The organism is Gimesia chilikensis (assembly GCF_007744075.1).
GTDB classification, from domain to species: domain Bacteria; phylum Planctomycetota; class Planctomycetia; order Planctomycetales; family Planctomycetaceae; genus Gimesia; species Gimesia chilikensis_A.
Window position 1 is genome coordinate 3716904 of the sequence record NZ_CP036266.1, and the last position, 17197, is coordinate 3734100.

General features: G+C 53.1%; 10 protein-coding genes and 5 tRNA genes. 10 read left to right on the top strand and 5 right to left on the bottom strand.

Annotation, left to right across the window (positions count from 1 at the left end; all coding sequences use genetic code 11):
• Positions 1 to 3 precede the first annotated feature (3 nt).
• Both HG66A1_RS14180 and HG66A1_RS14185 read right to left on the bottom strand, forming a co-directional pair.
• Entirely contained in the window at positions 4 to 1134 is a 1131-nt protein-coding gene (locus HG66A1_RS14180) for a zinc-dependent alcohol dehydrogenase family protein (protein WP_145184956.1), read from the bottom strand.
• 29 nt (positions 1135 to 1163) lie between these two features.
• Positions 1164 to 1991, bottom strand: coding sequence for a hypothetical protein (locus HG66A1_RS14185; protein WP_145184958.1), 828 nt, complete (start codon positions 1989 to 1991; stop codon positions 1164 to 1166).
• Positions 1992 to 2361: 370 nt separating this feature from the next.
• Here HG66A1_RS14185 and HG66A1_RS14190 point away from each other — a divergent pair, with 370 nt between their 5' ends.
• Positions 2362 to 4086, top strand: coding sequence for an MFS transporter (locus tag HG66A1_RS14190; RefSeq protein ID WP_145184961.1), 1725 nt, complete (start codon positions 2362 to 2364; stop codon positions 4084 to 4086).
• Between the two features lie 38 nt (positions 4087 to 4124).
• Here the strand turns inward: HG66A1_RS14190 and HG66A1_RS14195 are convergent, their stop codons facing one another.
• Positions 4125 to 5330, bottom strand: coding sequence for a sialidase family protein (locus tag HG66A1_RS14195; protein ID WP_145184964.1), 1206 nt, complete (start codon positions 5328 to 5330; stop codon positions 4125 to 4127).
• Between the two features lie 394 nt (positions 5331 to 5724).
• Between HG66A1_RS14195 and HG66A1_RS14200 the strand changes: the two genes are divergently transcribed.
• The 9 genes from HG66A1_RS14200 to HG66A1_RS14230 all read left to right on the top strand — a co-directional run bounded on the left by HG66A1_RS14200 (position 5725) and on the right by HG66A1_RS14230 (position 12759).
• The gene (locus tag HG66A1_RS14200) at positions 5725 to 8955 is read left to right on the top strand and encodes a DUF1553 domain-containing protein (RefSeq protein WP_145184967.1); all 3231 of its coding nucleotides are present in this window, start codon (positions 5725 to 5727) and stop codon (positions 8953 to 8955) included.
• 56 nt (positions 8956 to 9011) lie between these two features.
• Entirely contained in the window at positions 9012 to 10403 is a 1392-nt protein-coding gene (locus HG66A1_RS14205; protein WP_145184970.1) for a DUF1501 domain-containing protein, read from the top strand.
• A gap of 162 nt (positions 10404 to 10565) precedes the next feature.
• The gene (locus tag HG66A1_RS14210; RefSeq protein WP_145184973.1) at positions 10566 to 11261 is read left to right on the top strand and encodes a GntR family transcriptional regulator; all 696 of its coding nucleotides are present in this window, start codon (positions 10566 to 10568) and stop codon (positions 11259 to 11261) included.
• A gap of 343 nt (positions 11262 to 11604) precedes the next feature.
• A tRNA-Phe gene (locus HG66A1_RS14215) sits at positions 11605 to 11676 on the top strand.
• 20 nt (positions 11677 to 11696) lie between these two features.
• Positions 11697 to 11769: transfer RNA gene (locus HG66A1_RS14220), tRNA-Glu, on the top strand.
• 20 nt (positions 11770 to 11789) lie between these two features.
• Positions 11790 to 11874 (top strand) — tRNA-Ser (locus tag HG66A1_RS32000).
• Positions 11875 to 11948: 74 nt separating this feature from the next.
• Positions 11949 to 12033: transfer RNA gene (locus HG66A1_RS32005), tRNA-Ser, on the top strand.
• A gap of 22 nt (positions 12034 to 12055) precedes the next feature.
• Positions 12056 to 12128 (top strand) — tRNA-His (locus HG66A1_RS14225).
• Between the two features lie 34 nt (positions 12129 to 12162).
• Positions 12163 to 12759, top strand: a complete 597-nt coding sequence (locus HG66A1_RS14230; RefSeq protein WP_145041035.1) for an HNH endonuclease — start codon at positions 12163 to 12165, stop codon at positions 12757 to 12759.
• 47 nt (positions 12760 to 12806) lie between these two features.
• On the opposite strand, the gene HG66A1_RS14235 is transcribed toward HG66A1_RS14230, so the two are convergent.
• Together HG66A1_RS14235 and HG66A1_RS14240 are read right to left on the bottom strand one after the other, a co-directional pair.
• On the bottom strand, positions 12807 to 15641 hold the full coding sequence (locus HG66A1_RS14235; RefSeq protein ID WP_145184976.1) for a DUF11 domain-containing protein: 2835 nt from the start codon (positions 15639 to 15641) through the stop codon (positions 12807 to 12809).
• A 272-nt stretch (positions 15642 to 15913) separates the two neighbouring features.
• The gene (locus HG66A1_RS14240) at positions 15914 to 16843 is read right to left on the bottom strand and encodes a DNA integrity scanning protein DisA nucleotide-binding domain protein (protein ID WP_145041039.1); all 930 of its coding nucleotides are present in this window, start codon (positions 16841 to 16843) and stop codon (positions 15914 to 15916) included.
• Positions 16844 to 17197 lie beyond the last annotated feature (354 nt).

Sequence of the window (17197 nt, forward strand, 5' to 3'; positions counted from 1 at the left end):
CGCTTACTTCTCAAACGTAATCACCTGCCGAACTGCGGCTCCGGTGGCGAGGTCATCGAAGGCGGAGTTGATTTCATCCAGTTGAATCGTGCGCGAGAGCAGCTTGTCGACGGGGAGCAGGCCCGCCTGATACATGGCGATGAAACGTGGTAGATCCCGTCTTGGAACTGCCGAACCCATATAAGAGCCTTTAATGGTGCGTTCCTCTGCTACGAGGCTGACTGCGGGAATGGAAAACATTTTCGCTGGATGGGGGAGGCCGATGGTGACCGTGGTGCCTCCCCGCTTTGTGGCAGCATAGGCCTGCTGCAGGACCTGTTCGTTGCCCACGCTTTCGAAAGTGTAATCAACCCCCTGCATGAGATCTTTGAGCAGCATGACGGGGTCTTCCTCGCCGGCATTGATCAGATGTGTTGCACCGACCTGGGCTGCCAGTTCGAGTTTTTCGGGGAGCAGATCTACGGCAAAGATCGATTCGGCGCCTGCGGCACGGGCTCCCATGATCGTACTCAATCCTACGCCTCCCAGACCAAAGACGGCCACGCTGGAACCTGGTTCCACTTTGGCCGTGTTGACCACTGCGCCTACGCCGGTCATGACCGCGCAGCCAAACAGGGCGGCGGTACTCAAGGGGAGTTGTGAATCGATTTTGATCAATGATTCCTGGGCGACGACCGTGTATTCAGAAAAGGCGGCCACGCCCAGATGGTGATAGATCTCTTCTCCCGCAGCGTTGCGAAAAGGACGGTGTCCTGACAGCAGAGTGCCGGCGGTATTGGCTTTCGCACCAGGTTCACACAACGCGGGGCGACCGGTGGCGCAGGGAATACAGTGACCGCACAACGGGACAAAAGAAAAGACCACATGATCATCGGGCTGCAGGTCGTGTACGCCGGGACCGACTTCGCGAACGATACCGCTGGCTTCATGCCCCATCACCATCGGCATGACCCGGGGCCGCGAGCCGTCGATGGTGGAGAGATCGGAATGACAGAGACCGGCGCCCGCCAGTTTTACGAGCACTTCCCCCGGACCGGGGTCGTCCAGTTGCAGCTCTTCAATCACCAGCGGTTTCGACTCGGCATAGGGAGTCGGCTTCTCCATTTCATACAACACAGCGGCGCGAGTGTGCATGTCCCGGGTATCCTTTTGCTATTCGATTTTTATTCTGAATCCTCTTGGACGATATAATTCAGCTCGCCTCCCTGAGGATTTGGATTGCGTAGATCAGAGACGTGTGCTCCCGGGGGGAGTTTCATCTTAAACTTCTCAATGTGTATCGTAACATTGGATTTAATGGAGTCGACTTTGAACCTCGAGGCGTATGTCAAATAGTTTTGGTTCTCATAAAATTGATACTGCTTCACTTCCCAGGTTGTGGGTAGAGGTCCTGATTCCATATTGTTGGAATATTGGAACTGGTACGTAAAGTATTTTCTTCCAGATTTTATGCGCTCATATTGCATGACGACACATTCATAATCACGGGGAGCAACCCACAGACGACTGACGCCTGATTTGTCTGTTTTTTCCAGAACGGTGCAATCCAACCCCTGGATCTGTTTGATTTGTTTTTGGGGAGAGAAACCATCCAGCGACGTTTCCGTGCAGGGATCGCCTGCCAGCAGAGACCAGTACAAAGGGCTCAGGTTGATACAGTTTAAGATCCTGGGCTCTACAGGTTCTTTATAAATCGTGATATTGGTTGTTTCTCTGAATTGATAGGAGAGTGCTGCAGTCTGGCCATCGGTCGTCACAGTCATATCATGATTGTACATCTCTTTTAACTGCAAGTAGGGATGACGACCCCAAGAGCGGAAGCGAAATCGTGGAGAATCCAGCAGGAGCGAGTACTGCGTGTTGTATTCAACCTGCTCATGCAGGTAGCGACGGGTTTCTTCAGCTGTAAGTGGCACATCTTCATCATCGATAGTTGACTTCATATATCGGAGCTTACTGGAAGTCGTTTCCTGAGACAGCTCGACCTGCATGGCTTGCAGACGTTCCCGGCGGTGTTGCCAGATCTGGTTGATCTCCTTGATCGTGAGAGGCTCAGTTTCTGCAGCATCGGTCGTGAAACAGGTGCCCACACAGAAGATGAGTTGGCTCAGAATGAGAAGTGTGAGACAGCAGCGATCCATGCCTGGGGCCTTTCTATTCGAGTGACAAAAGTCCATTTCGTCGCGCGCCTAATATAGAACATCTTCCGTTGAGCGACCAGAGCGGATTGATTTCAGGCGGAGAGACTGCACGGATGCAGGTTTCACCATGTTTGACAGAACATGCTCGTTTTGGTCAAAGTATGCTGTTATACTGCTGCAACTTCTTTGCTCACCAACCCTGATGGAAAGCTGAAACAACATGTCCAGTGTGGAATCGTCCCGATCGTATGTCCGTTATCGTGTGATCTTTGCCTGCATGCTTATGGCGGTGTTGTTGTACCTGGACCGGTTCTGTATTTCCTTTGCAGAGGTGTTCATCAAGGACGAACTGGGTCTGACCGATCATCAGATCGGGATTCTGCTGGGCTCGTTTTTCGTTTCCTATGCGTTATGCCAGGTTCCTTCCGGATGGTTCAGTGACCGGTTTGGCGCCAGGAAGATGCTGACGCTTTATATCCTCATGTGGTCTCTGTTTACAGCACTGACAGGCTTTGCGACCGGTTTCATCATGTTGTTGATTTTCCGGTTGGGATTCGGCCTGAGTCAGGCGGGCGCTTATCCCACAAGCGCGAATATCGTCAGCAAATGGATGCCTTTAACAGAACGGGGTTTTGCCAGCAGTATGGTGACCGTGGGGGGACGGATCGGAGGCGCTCTGGCACCCGTGTTGACCGCCTTTCTGATTATCCTGTTCGTGCCTATCTCGGAATCGTCTGATTTGAAACCGGGGGCCCTCCTGCAACCGCATCAGTTGGCCAGTACGTTTCTGAAGCGAGTTGATGAGAAACAGACTTTTGAATCCGAAGTCTATGCCCAGCTTCCCCCCGCCGATCAGGAGTTTCTGAAATCGGCGGCCGCTGATCCTGAGATACTGCCGGGATCGGCAGAGGAAGATAAATTCATTAACGATCTGAATCAGATTCTGCAGAACGCGTCCCTGTATAATCCGCAGGAGTACGAAGGGATGAAACTGAATCAGCAGGCCGAACAACTGCTGACGATCAACTCCGCCGACATGACTCCGGAAGAGAAATCGCGTTTAAATCGACTGCTGTTTGAAGCCCGCTATTATAATGACGTTCGCAAGGTGCAGGGACAGGGCTGGCGAAAAATGATGATGACCTACGGTGTTATCGGCATTTTCATTGCAGCAATATTCTGGTGGATCATTCGCGATTATCCCCGGGCCCACCCCTCCTGTTCCGAGCAGGAACTGGAGTTGATCGAACATGGACGCCTGGAGGAAGACAAAGATCATTCCAAACAGATCGGCGGAATTCCATTTAAAGCCATCGCGATGAACAAGAGTCTCTGGTTGCTTTCGCTGTCGCAATTTTGTACGAACGTGGGCTGGTTGTTCCTGGTCACCTGGCTGCCACGATACCTGGATGAAACCTACCGGGTTCCACTGGAGACAAGAGGCAAAATGGTGACGTTTGCACTGGCGGTCGGCTGGTTTGGAACCCTGTCGGGTGGTAAAGTGACCGACTGGTTGATGCGCCGCATCAGTCTCCGCTGGAGCCGCGTGCTGCCGATCGCACTCTCGCGTTTTACCGCGATGGCTGCTTACCTGGTCTGTATGCTGGATATCTCCCCCTGGACGGCGGTAGCCATGTTTTCGATTGTCGCCTTCTCTACGGACTTTGGTTCTCCTGCGATGTGGGCTTTTAACCAGGACATTGCAGGAAAACACGTGGGGTCAGTACTGGGATGGGGCAATATGTGGGGGAACCTGGGGGCGGCTGTCGCTCCCGTGCTGATGATTGCTGTGATCGGTTTAGACCATCACTGGAACAATGCCTTCATTACCTGTGCGTTCGCATTTCTGATCGCCGGCGTGGCTTCGCTCTGGGTTGATCCAGCACAGACACTGGTTGTGGAGACCAGTGAAGAAGAAACGGAGACCGAGACACCTGAGTCATAGGAAATCGTCAGTGTGGCGGACGGTGAGACCAGCCTGGCTTACCTGCTTTGGGAATTGCTGTCGGCGAGCGCATCCAGCTCAGCCAGTTTGAGTCGTACGCTGAGGATGTAGGGGGCTTTCCCTTTCTCCCAATGGCCGTAGGTCGTCAGCACATAGGTCCCGTCGGGGAGCACTTCCACTCCTGGATAGGCACAATCTGCGCCGCGGGTATTGTCTTTGAGACGCACGTGATACTGTCCCTCACTCCCTTTAACCAGATCTTCGTACGTGCCGACCCAGGCCACCCAGTCACCTTCGGTGGGCGCCTTGTGTCCGCGGGGTGTGTTGCTGCGGAAGGAGATCAGCAGGCGTCCGCTGATGGGATCATATTTACCGGTGTGACGATCACCATTCAGTGCGCCGGGGAGGTCCCGGGGTTCAGTCCAGTTTTGGCCTTCGTCGTTGGAAAAGATGATCTGAGAATTATGACGGCGACTGTTTTCCCGCAGTAAGACCGCCAGTTGTTTTCCATCGGGAGAGCGAATGATGCCGGGTTCGCAGATGTGGTAATCGGAAGACTTGTGAATGGCCATCGGGGCTGACCAGGTCTGACCGCCATCGGTAGAGAGACTTTTAAACAGCGTGAACGCGATGGGCGATTCCTGCTTTGAATCCCGGGCAATGAAGCGGCCGTCATCGTGGAACAGCGCCATGTAATGACCTTTACCGGTCTTAAGTGGTTCGACACACCCCATGACGACGATGCCACCCCAGTCACCTACCTGCCGCAGCTCACTCCAGGTCTGGCCATCATCTTTGGTAATCGCCATGCGGGTGGGATAGAGACCGGAGAACATGATGATACGTTTTTTGCCCGCTGCATCGATCACGCGGTGCAGCGTCGGAACTTCGCGTGAAGTGACCCAGGAAGCGGGAGTGGGCAGTCGCTCGCTCCAGGTTATCCCTCCATCGAGCGAGCGTTTGTAAACAATGCCTCCCTTGCCGTGCCCCTTGGGATAGACACAGAGCATGGTTTGATTGTCTTCCAGCAGAACTGTGGTGGGGTGTCCCAGGTATTGTCCTTCTTCGCGATCGACGACAATCTGGCGATCGCTGTCCGCGGTGAGATCCAGATAGGGAATCGTGAAGCCCGGCTGCTGTTTAGTTGGCTCTGGTTCCTGCGCCTGACTGAAACCGCTGACGTAGTTGAGTAGCAGCACGGAGGAGAGAATCCATTTCAGGACGTCGCGAGACTTCAGTAACATGTGAGAATTCCTGCTGCTCAAGAATGGTGGGAGCGGTTGACTCAATGAGGATAACCGACCAGGGCTGACTGTTTAACAACTGTTCAGACTAACCGGGACGGATCGGGACTGCAACTTTTTGTGGGACGGGATGGCTGTTTAAGCAATTTCAGTGGTCGAAGATGGGGGAAATCACAGCTTGAAAATACGAAAAATCGGGGCTATTCCCCAGAGGAGCAGGCGAAAACGGAGGATTCAGCAGGCTTTTTTAAATATTATATTGTTATTCCCGGTTTTTCCCGATACGATATAAAGCACGCTTGATGTATCTGATTGCGCCTCAACGAGATACACAAGTGACATCCTCAGCCAACTGGCTTAATCCCACCTGCCTCTAAACATCGTAGACATGACTATGAAAACTTTGCGAAAAGTGACAGTCGTCATCGTATTCACGAACCTGTTTCTCGCTCTGCCTCTTGCTCTATCCGCCGCTGATGCTGATTCCGATCAGGCCGGCCTGGATTTCTTCGAGAAAAAGATTCGTCCCGTGCTGATCAAACACTGTTACGAGTGTCATTCAGCCGAGTCTAAGAACCTCAAAGGCAGTCTATTGCTGGACACTCGCGAGGGATTAATTACCGGCGGAGATTCAGGAACGGCCCTGGTGCCTGGAAAACCCGACGAAAGTCTGGTGCTGGAGACATTGCACTATAGTGAAGACAGTTACCAGATGCCTCCCAAGGGCAAACTGCCTGACTCTGTGATTGCCGATTTTGAAAAATGGATCAAAATGGGGGCGCCTGACCCACGCAAGGGAGACGCCACATCGGCCAAGCATGCCGGGATTGATTTTGATAAGGCCCGCGAGTTCTGGTCGTTTCAGCCGCCGAAACACTACCCTGCTCCCCAGGTAAAGCAGGCGGACTGGCCACGCAACCAGATCGATCACTTCATCCTCGCGGCTCAGGAAGCTAAAGGCTTTTCACCAGCCCCAAAAGCTGATAAACGGACATTGATCCGCCGGGTCTACTTTGATCTGATCGGTCTGCCTCCGACACCGCAGGAAGTGGAACAGTTCGTCAAAGACGAATCGCCCGAAGCGTATTCCCGCCTGATTGACCGTTTATTACAGTCTCCGCACTATGGCGAACGCTGGGGACGTCACTGGCTGGATGTCGCCCGTTATGCAGAAGACAATACAAACATGGGGCCTCACAATGGTCCCTATCCTCACGCGTATCGCTATCGTGACTGGGTCATTAAAGCGTTTAACGAAGATATGCCCTATAACGAGTTCGTGATCCGTCAGCTGGCAACTGATTTCCTGCCTGAAACCGGCCCTGAAGATTACCCTGCTCTCGGCTATATGGGACTGGGACCCTCTTATCACAAAGAGGTCGCGTTATCACAGGTCACGCTGGAAAACCGCTATGCTGACGACTGGGAAGACCGGGTCGACAGTCTCTGTCGTGGGTTATTGGGGCTGACGATGGCCTGTGCCCGTTGTCACGATCACAAATACGATCCGCTGACCGTGGAAGACTATTACGGGATCGCAGGGGTCTTTGCTTCGGTTCGACAGACAACGCGTCCGATCATTCCCGAAAAGGAAGTTGCGAAAACACAGCCGGCCCGCGACCAGGTTGACAAGCTGACTGAAGAGAATAAGGGCCTGACCGACAAGGTTCGTGACTTAAATAAACGGAATGCCCTGCTCAAGGAACAGATCAAAAAAGCCGGTAAAACGGAATTTGCACTGATCGCACCCCGTCCCGATGTGAAGAAACAGACGACCGTGAAATTTCCCATTCCGCCGGTCGAATTAAAGCAGAATACGGAACTGGTCACACAGCACAACCAGTCCATCAAAGCGAACAAAGCAAAGATCGAAGAGATCAAAAAGAACACGCCTGGCTTTGATTTGCCGCTGGCAGATGCCCTGACTGAAGAGCAGGTACGGGTTGAAGAAATCTCGAAAGACCGGATGAAGATTGTTTACTATCCCGAAAAACCTCGGGACTTGAATGTATTCATTCGTGGCAACGCGGCCAATCTCGGGAAGCTGGTCCCTCGACGCTTTGTCCGGGTTCTGTCGGACGGGAAACCGGAACCTTTCCAGAACGGCAGTGGCCGACTGGAACTGGCACAGCAGATCGCCAGTCGCGATAATCCACTGACGGCAAGGGTTATGGTAAACCGAGTCTGGCAGCATCACTTCGGTGAAGGCCTCGTCGATACGCCGAGCAACTTTGGCAGTACCGGTTCCCGACCCAGTCATCCGGAACTGCTGGATGATCTGGCCGTCTGGTTTATGGACCAGGGCTGGTCGATTAAGAAACTGCATCGGCTGATTCTGCTGTCTGCGACCTATCAGCAGGCTTCCAATGTGGAGCCAACAGAGGCACAGAAAAAGGAGGATCCGAACAATCGTCTGCTGACGCACTTCAATCGCAGACGACTGGAAGCGGAAGTCTACCGGGACTCTCTGCTGGCGGCCGGCAATAACCTTGACCCTGCCCAGGCGGGGCCCTCGGGGGATATTGACGATGCAAGTTTCCAGCGTCGGGGAGTTTATGCAACAGTCTCCCGGCATAAGCTGAGTACATTTCTGCAGTCATACGATTTTCCTGATCCTGCGATCCATGCGGCCCGGCGTTCGAAAACCACGACGCCCCTGCAGCAGCTGTTTGTTTTAAACTCCCCCTTCGTCAGACAGCAGGCCCAACTGCTGGCGAAACGGTATGAAGTGGAATCCTCCGAGCAGCGGATTGACGCGGTTTACCGGACGCTCTTTTCACGGGCTCCGACTTCGAATGAGGTACAGATCGGCCTGCAGTTTATTGAACAGGCTGCGAATGGGACCACACCGTCACCAGCACAGGAACAGATTCCAACGTTCGCCGGGAAGCGAATGAAAGCCGATGTGAAACAGCTCGGCGATCAATATTCTGTCGCGCTCTGGCTGAAGAATCAGGTTCCCAATGAAAAGCGGATTATCACCGGTTACTTCTTCTCACGAGGTAAAGACGGCGCAGTTAAAGCACCCGGTGACCATCTGGGAATCGCCGGCAAGTACCGCCCAAACAAAGCGGGTCGTCTGTTCTTCTATAATGGCGACCAGAAACGCCAGTCATTGTTTGGGACGACAGTCATTCAGCCGGGAACCTGGAACCATGTGGTCCTGTGCCGTGATCAGAACCAGATTCGGGTTTATCTGAACGGGAATCCGGAACCGGAGATTACTGGCGAGGCTGCTCCCGGTTATGACAAAGGGGTTTCTGAAATCATCCTGGCGGGACGCAATGACAATTTCTCCAACTTTGAGGGGCAGCTCGGAGCAGTCGCTTTGTTTAACCGGGTTTTAAAACCAGAAGAAGTCAAGACTCACTTTGAGGCCGCGCAACTCAAACAGGACAAGCTGGCCCATGCGGAATATGTCGCCTCGCTGCTGGAGTCGGATCCCCTCTCCTGCTGGCCATTACGGACCGATAACCCCAACCTGGCCCAGGCCGCTGATATTACCGTACATAAAAACAATGGCACCTATGAGGGCCGTGATGACCTGGATCCCGCTCAGTTGACTCCCTGGCAACGGTACTGTCAGGCCCTGCTCTGCAGCAACGAGATGATGTACGTCGACTGAGCCTTGGTTTCCAACAAAACAGAGTGATCAACACAACTGTCTGAGAGATTGAAGATATGATTCCTTCCGATAATCTGAACCATATGTCCCGCCGCGATATCCTCCAGAAAGTGGGAGGCGGGTTCGGGATGCTGAGTCTGGCTGGAATGCTCTCTGCTGCCGATGCGGCTCCTTCCAGCGTGCTGGCACAGACGCCCCACTTCAAGCCAAAGGCCAAACGGGTTATCTTTCTGTTTATGAGCGGCGGTCCTTCGCAGGTCGATACCTTTGACCCCAAGCCAATGCTGCAGAAGTTTGCGGGGCAGCGACCTAAAGAGGCCGACATCAGAACGGCTTCGAAAACCATGGGACTATTGCCCTCTCCCGTGAAATTCTTCAAGGCCGGTAAGTCGGGTATTCCGGTTGCCGAACATCTTTCCAAGACGGCGGAACACATCGACGATATGGCGATTATCCGTTCGATGCATACAGACTTCCCCAACCATGCGCCAGCCCTCTGTATGATGAACTTGGGAACATTGACCCCGACGCGTCCCAGTCTTGGATCCTGGCTGACTTATGGACTCGGATCTGAAAATCAAAATCTGCCGGGATTCATCGCTCTCTGCCCGGGTAAACCGGTGGTCGGCCCCAAACTGTGGGGAAGCGCGTTTCTGCCGGGTAAGCACCAGGCGACACACATCAACAATAAAGATCTGACTCCGGAGAAAATGATTCCGTTTCTGAAGAACGATGTCCTTTCATCCAATGAGCAGAAGCGTCAGCTTGATCTGGTCCAGGCAATCAACAAACAGCATCTGCAGCCACGGGCCGGCGATAACGAACTGGAGACACGCATCAAATCAATGGAGATGGCGTACCGGATGCAGTTCGCAGCCACCGATGCTTTCGATATTTCCCGGGAACCGGAAAAACTGCAGGAAGCTTACGGGAAGAGTGAATTCTCCAAAGCCTGTCTGCTGGCGCGGCGTTTGAGTGAACGAGGCGTTCGATTCGTGCAGGTTTATTATGGAAACCGGCAGCCCTGGGATACGCACAGCAATCACGATAAGAGCAATGAGCGACTCTGTAAGGACATTGATCAGCCGGTCGCTCAGCTCATGACCGATTTGAAACAGCGTGGTCTGCTCGATGAAACCCTAATCGTCTGGGGCGGTGAATTCGGTCGAACCCCAACCGCCCAGGGTGGCATCAACGGTCGCGATCATAATCCGTACGGCTTCTGCATGTGGCTGGCGGGAGGCGGGATCAAAGGAGGCACCATTCATGGTGAATCCGATGATTTCGGATTCCGCGCGATGCAGGATAAAGTCCACGTTCATGACCTCCATGCCACGATTCTGCACCTGATGGGCATCGACCATGAGCGACTGACCTATCACTATTCCGGTCGCAACTTCCGCCTGACCGATGTTGCCGGCGAAGTGGTACAGAATATCATCGCCTGATCTTGCTGATTCCTGGATCAACGTCTGTAAATGCATGTACGCTATCTATTTCCGTAGATAGCGCGGCTGCCGCTTTTCTCTCCTGTCACAATCATATATAATATCTCATCACGTCTTTGGTTCTCATTTTCCAGTCTGTGACAGGCTGCTCAAGGATTTATTATGTCGACGTCCAATCTGCCGGGTTCCTTCTCCATGGTGCCTCGGGGTAATATTCGCGAAGTGGTCGTCCAGAGAATTCTGGCTGCCGTCATTCGAGGCGAATTCCCTGTCGGTCACCGGATGGTAATCCAGAGTTTGGCAGAACAGTTTGGCGTCAGTGCAACCCCCGTCCGGGAAGCCCTCGTTGAGCTCGCTTCGATCGGTATCGTGGAAAATCTTCCCAACCGGGGTGCCGTGATGCGGGAATTCGGCGTTACGCAGATCCGGGAAATCTATCAGCTGCGTCGTATTCTGGAAGTCGAAGCCGTTCGGACCGCCTGCGGGAATATTGAACCCAGACAGCTCGCTGAACTGGCAGAACAGTTCGCTGCGATCGCGAAGGAGAAGCGGGATAATAACTGGTCTCAGAAAGCGATGTCGCTGGATATCCGACTGCATTCCCTGATAGCAGAACGTTGTGGCAGTACCCGCTTACAGGATGAACTACGCCGCTATAACACCCTGGTTCAGGCGATCCGTGAAGTGGTCGATAATGAGAGCCAGGCGCAGGAAATTGCCTTAACCGATCACGAAGAGATCATCGCCGCACTGCAGGCCAACGATTGTGATCTGGCGGCGGAAAAAATGGAACAGCACATTCGTCAGACCGCCTCCCTGGTAGAAACGCTGGTGCAGGAACGCGAAGCGGCTAAGTAGCTTCCATCTCGACTCTCTGTTTGCCAGCCTGCCCTGATAGGAAGCAGACTCTCTTTTCAATTCTTCAAAATTCTCGCTGAAATAAGCGAACTTTTCTGCTGATCAGACGTCTTTGTAGTTAGTAGAACACAACAGAAGGACATTCCTTAAAACTTGACTACAGGTATCGATGTGAATTTTTCAGAACAGACCTCACTTACAGAACGGAAAGACCATCATGGGATTTCGGGAAGCGATTCCGAAACCAGTCTCCCGTTACGTACCTGACACCAGAGGATCTGTCTGCATCGATTTAAATCATCTAAGACCTGGTGTTCAACGGAACTCAGGTCTTTTTTTACAGGGATCGGTAGCTGAGATGGTTTAGCGGCGATCTGAAGAATCGCAGACGAGGATTCGAGCACCTCCCGATCCACTTAACAGAGTTACAATTACGCCCCGTTCGTCTAATGGCCAGGATACCGATCTCTCATGTCGGAGACGCTGGGTTCAATTCCCGCACGGGGTATTTCAAAAACAGAATAACCAGGAAGTCATCCGGCTGGATGAGGGCCCTGTCTTGAAAACAGGTGGTGTCTTGTGGCATTTGTGGGTTCGAGTCCCACGGCTTCCGCTCGAAATTTAAGAGATGCCGAACGTCTCCGCCGAGTCGGTAAAACGTTCGTGCATCGACACAAACTGGAAAACGGAAGGTAGCCGGATACGGTTTGCCGGACCGCACTGCTAATGCGTGTGCCTGCCAGGCGTGTGGGTTCGAATCCCATGCCTTCCGCTTTGGACTGAAATCCGATATGGTGTTCGTAGTGTAATGGTTTGCACGTAACACTGTGAATGTTAAGGTGGTGGGTTCGACTCCCCTCGAACACCCTTCTCACGACTGTTAAATGCAGGAATTAGAATCATGGTGTCCTCAACGCTGCAGCGGCCTACGCTGATCCTGAACCGAAACTGGCAGCCTGTCGGCATTACGACGGTAGCCCGGGCTGTGGTCAAAATCTGGAATGAGACAGCCCGCGTGGTTGACCCTGCAGATTACCAGACTTATTCCTGGGCTGATTGGGCAGCGCTCCGACCAGCTGAGGATGAACTGGTAATTCACAGCAGTCATGATCGATTCCGCGTTCCTGAAGTGATTACGCTGCTGAAGTATGACCGTGTTCCCCGGAACGTGGTGACCTTCAGTCGGCGGAACGTCTTCAAGCGTGACCGGTTTACCTGTCAGTATTGCGGTTGTCAGCCCGGTAGCGAAGAGCTGACGATCGACCACGTTCTCCCACGCTCTCAGGGGGGCGAAACGTCTTGGGAGAACTGCGTGCTGGCCTGTGTTGAGTGCAACTCACACAAAGCGGCTCGTACTCCAGGGCAGGCGAACATGCAGCTGCTGAAAGAACCGGTTCGTCCCAAGTGGAAACCGTTCTATGCACTGCAGAATATTCAGGTCGACAGCTGGTCTCGCTTTATCAGCGAGAACTACTGGAATGTCGAGCTGGAACGATAGCTTGTTAAATGAGTGCTCCTGATCTGGTATCAGGAGCACTTTTTTCGTTACTGCAGCTTGTCCAGAATCGGAATCGCTTCTTCCTGGTTCAGCGGTTTTTCCATCTGCTGAGACTGAACCGTCACCAGTACACGGGCATCCCCTTTGTTTCTGGCTGCCAGTGTCAGTTCGAAATCAAGTGACTGCTGCGGTGCGAGTACCTGGGCACTTTCGAAGATTACGAAAGAACCAGCCTGCTTGTAACGTGCAGGACCTTTCGCAGACACGAAAACCATCTCTCGAGGGATTTTCACGCGGAATTCAACGTTGTTGGCCGGGGCACTCCCCTGATTCACCAACTGTACCTGCAGCGACATTTTCTCGCCGACTTCCAGGGGCCCTTTCAGTTCGCTCGTTTCCACTTTGAGCAGAGGCTGACCAATCACATTTACTTCGGATTGCAGATTCGCCGAGAACTTACTGTTGTTTCCAGTCACAACCTGCACGGTACTGACTTTCTTACCAACCTCGGTCGGTTCAAGTTCAATATTCAGAACCTGCTGCATACCCCCTGCCAGCTCAGCAATGTCCCACTGGACGACTCTGCGGACAGGATCAAACTTACCATTGCCGGACGCGGAGACAAACTTCATCCCCGGAGGAATTGATTCAAAGATCGAAATGTTCTTGATCGTCTGCTCGGTATTATTCGTAATTGCGTTTTCATAGGCACCGGAACGTCCGAGATAGCGGTTTTTCGGCCCCTTACGGGTAATCAGAAACTCTTCGCTGGTTCCGATCACTTTAAGGGGAACCGCAGTCTCCGCCTTGAGATTGCCGTCGCCAACGACACTCGAGATGTTCTTACCGGCTCCCGGTTTAATCGCTTTCAGTTGCAACTGGACTTCTCTCGTCTCGCCAGCAGGAATCAATCCTACGTGGTATTCCAGGTCGTCGCCTCCCGGATGGGAGAACTGAGGGGGAATAAGGCTGCGGACATACACATTCTTGGCATCTCCGGAACCGGTGTTCGTAATCGTGTAATTGACGACGGTGATTTCACCTGGTTTGACTGCCGAGGGTTGATCGGATTTGATGCTCAACTGGGGAGAAGTAATCTTGGTTTCCGAAGCGACTTCGGTGACGAAGTTCACGGTCGCGACACTGCCGATCTGGCCGGGCTGCTCGGGAATGACCCGGATTGAGATCTTTTTCTCTTCACCAGGGCCCATTGCCCCCAGTCGCCAGATAATACGATCATTGATCTGCTCTGCTCGGGGAATGGTGCCGGTCAATTTCGCTCCCGCAGGAATCTTATCTTCGACAACGACTTCCCGGGCAGAAGTCGTACCGCTGTTTTTGACCAGCACGTGGTAGATAAACGGTTGCCCCAGAACAGCCTCTGGTGGAGCGACCTTTTGAATCGTCATTTTGGGAGACTGAATCTTCTGCTGCATGTTCAGCTTGGCCGGTTCCTCTGGCTGCGGCTGACTGCCTTCGACCAGGTTGAGTGGCTTGGCACCTGATGCAGGAGCGATTTCGATCGGCTGCGGAGTGGCAGCTTCCATTTTCTCCGTCGGATTTCCTTCAGGAGCAAACAGTGATGGTTCCTGTGGATTATCTTCCGGCTGACGTTTTTTGATGACAACAACATCGGGTTCCGTCGGTTCCTGAACAGCAGGACGCGCTGGTTCCTCGAGTGCCTTCGGCTTCATCTGTGGAGACGGATTGATACTGAATGCCGGCTCGGCGGGAGCAGGCTCGGGTTCTTTGACTGGTTGCAGTTCAAATTCTGGTTTGGTGGGCTCCTCTCCGGCCGTTTTCAGTTCCGGCTGAGGCTCGGGAGCTTTCATTTGAGGTTCGTTACCGAATGGATTGAAATCCGTCTCTACTTTGGGAGTTTCCGGAATGGTAGCAGGTTTGACCGGCTGTGGTGCGGGCTCATTCGTCTGCTTAGCCTCGGGTGTAGTCATGAATGGATTAGAATCGACGGCGGGAGTTTCCGGGGGCGGCTCTGTTTTCAATTCGAATGGAGACGCATTGGTTTCCAGTTTCATCGCCGGCGATTCGTCGGCGGGCAGCGGTTTCTGCTGTGCGGCTGGTTCCGGAACGGGGCCCAGACCAAATGGTTCGGGTTGCGGTTCTGCAGCCGCCGGTTCAGGTGTCATTTCCGGTTTGGATTGTGCGGGAACGGCATCAAACGGATTGGAAGAGTCTAACTCGGTCACGAGTGTTTCGCGCGGGGGGACTTCGGTTTTGGGAGCTTTCTCTTCCACTGGTGCGGGGCTGGGCATCGCGGGGCCGAATTGAGGACCCGCGTTGAAATCGAGCTCCGCCACAGGTTTCGGTGTTGGTTGCTTTTCAACTGAAGCAGCTGGTTCGGGCTGGGGAGTTCGGGAAAATGGATTCAAGCCTGGTTCAGGCGTCGCTTCTGCGGGAGTTTCGCGGAAGTCCAGTCCCTTGCTGGCAGGCATCAACGCTGCCTGATTGTCCGGTTCGAATTCACTGGGAGTCGCATTCGGAGCCTCGAAAACAGCGTTTTCATTTTCCCCTGTATCGCTACCCGCGGTTTCGTTGCCCGCAGTCAGTTTAATTTTGGGGCGCGGCGTTTTGATGTTGGGAGCAAAGGGGAGCTCCGGCTGTTTCTTTTCATCAACCTTCAACGGTTGTGCATTAAGGGCTGCCAGTTCGGAGAGTTCTGCAGGGACCTGGCCTGAAGGAATGGTACCAGACTCCGGTTCTGCTTCTGTGACAGAAACCGTTTCCCCTTCCAGCAACGCATGCTGCTCGATCTGGTTCTCGTTGCTGGTGGACTGAATGCCTTTTTGAGCCTGAAGAAACATCAGTACCCCGAGACCAACGACTCCGGTCACGGCGACGAGTTTGATCGCTACATTCGACATGGGACTCCCTTCCCGCTGAAGAAGCTCTTAAATAAAACAGATTAAACCAATCACGATCGTCAGATTAAGTGAATCTGTCCTCTCCACAGAGACTCGATTTCTCTGCCGGGCAACACGGTTTTGTGGCTGTAAAAACACCTTGCACCACATGTTGCGTGGGTTTCATAGCAAAAATTACAATTTGAGGGAAGAGAATATTCAGAAAAATTTACGTATCTGCTTGTAAAAAGCCACGATACAGCAGCGATACCAGACCGCAAAAATTTTGAATATTACTCGGACTGCGGTGGTTCGGTATCAAAATCGAACCATTTCATGGCACTACTCATTGGTTCAATTCGCAGAACGACATAGCCGTCCTGGAAAATCCGCACAGTACCGGTAGATTCAGAAACCGCGATGGCAATCGCGCCGGTTTCCTTGGAAATCGCTGCAGCAGCCCAATGCCGGGATCCCAGTCCCTTAGAGAGCGTCAGGCCTTCCGCAGATGCATTCAGAATCCGCCCTGCCGACTGGACGACTCCGTCTGAGCTGATAATAAAGGCACCGTCGATCTGGGCCAGTTCCTTCATGCTCTCCTTGACACGCGGGTTGTTGACCATGCGGTCCTTCTGGGAGTAGCCTTTGAACGGGTCGTGAACCTGTTCGTGTGAAAGCGACAGGACTTTGCGGTGGTTCCCCACTACAAATAAAGCACCAACCGGCTTCCCTTCGCGTCCTTCGCGTCCGATCTCCACTGCCAGGTCCACCACGGCTCGCAGAGTCTGCAGAGGAACCTTGGTCTCCAGACGCTGCAGATCGCGAGAGGTCAGCTTGGCCAGGTGATCTGCCAGGCTGACGATGCTCAGTGAATCCGCGTGCTCCCGTTCAAAGCCGGCATACAGCGCGATAATCCGGTCGCCCGATGCGAGAATCTCGTCGGCAATTGCTTCCAAAATGGCCTGGCTGATCTGTACCTGACGCGTCTGGGGTTCGTGGATCAGCGGAACCAGGGCAATCCCGTCTTCCTGGGCGGCGCGTTGAACGTCCGGTTTATCGGAAGAGACTACCAGCCTTAATTTCCCGAGAGATTTGCTGATCTCCAGGAAGTCATAAGGAATATCTGCTAACAGGAAGACGACATCAATCTCACAATCACTGGCTAATCGTTTAGCTGCTTTTAATAAGCTCGTTAATTGTGGGGATAAGTCAACCCGTTTCATTTCCGGTCTCGATAGAAGCAGTGGCAGTGAATACTCAGTGTGGATCGCGATCGTGCCAGTTCAGGTAGACAACCATGAGCTCAACAGAGACTGCAGCATCGACGACACGAAGAGAGCAGGAAATCGAGGGTGTTCAGTTTCTGTTCACATCGGTGTGGTGTGGCCAGTTGGCTACGCGAAATGGATGACTGCAGGGGCTTGCGTACCTTAGCGGCGAATTCTAAGTGTAAAATAATTGCTGTCAGCGTCAACACATAAGTGCTTGTCTCCCCTTAAAAAAAGTGAGACAAGCACTGACTTTTGAGTGTTGTCGACAGATCGCCTGTCGGCCGGGCCCAAATATCGGCTTCTGCT

Coding starts and splice junctions, on each gene's coding strand:
- HG66A1_RS14180 (WP_145184956.1), bottom strand. CDS start 1,134: ATGCACACTCGCGCCGCTGTGTTGTATGAAATGGAGAAGCCGACTCCC.
- HG66A1_RS14185 (WP_145184958.1), bottom strand. CDS start 1,991: ATGCAGGTCGAGCTGTCTCAGGAAACGACTTCCAGTAAGCTCCGATAT.
- HG66A1_RS14190 (WP_145184961.1), top strand. CDS start 2,362: ATGTCCAGTGTGGAATCGTCCCGATCGTATGTCCGTTATCGTGTGATC.
- HG66A1_RS14195 (WP_145184964.1), bottom strand. CDS start 5,330: ATGTTACTGAAGTCTCGCGACGTCCTGAAATGGATTCTCTCCTCCGTG.
- HG66A1_RS14200 (WP_145184967.1), top strand. CDS start 5,725: ATGAAAACTTTGCGAAAAGTGACAGTCGTCATCGTATTCACGAACCTG.
- HG66A1_RS14205 (WP_145184970.1), top strand. CDS start 9,012: ATGATTCCTTCCGATAATCTGAACCATATGTCCCGCCGCGATATCCTC.
- HG66A1_RS14210 (WP_145184973.1), top strand. CDS start 10,566: ATGTCGACGTCCAATCTGCCGGGTTCCTTCTCCATGGTGCCTCGGGGT.
- HG66A1_RS14230 (WP_145041035.1), top strand. CDS start 12,163: ATGGTGTCCTCAACGCTGCAGCGGCCTACGCTGATCCTGAACCGAAAC.
- HG66A1_RS14235 (WP_145184976.1), bottom strand. CDS start 15,641: ATGTCGAATGTAGCGATCAAACTCGTCGCCGTGACCGGAGTCGTTGGT.
- HG66A1_RS14240 (WP_145041039.1), bottom strand. CDS start 16,843: ATGAAACGGGTTGACTTATCCCCACAATTAACGAGCTTATTAAAAGCA.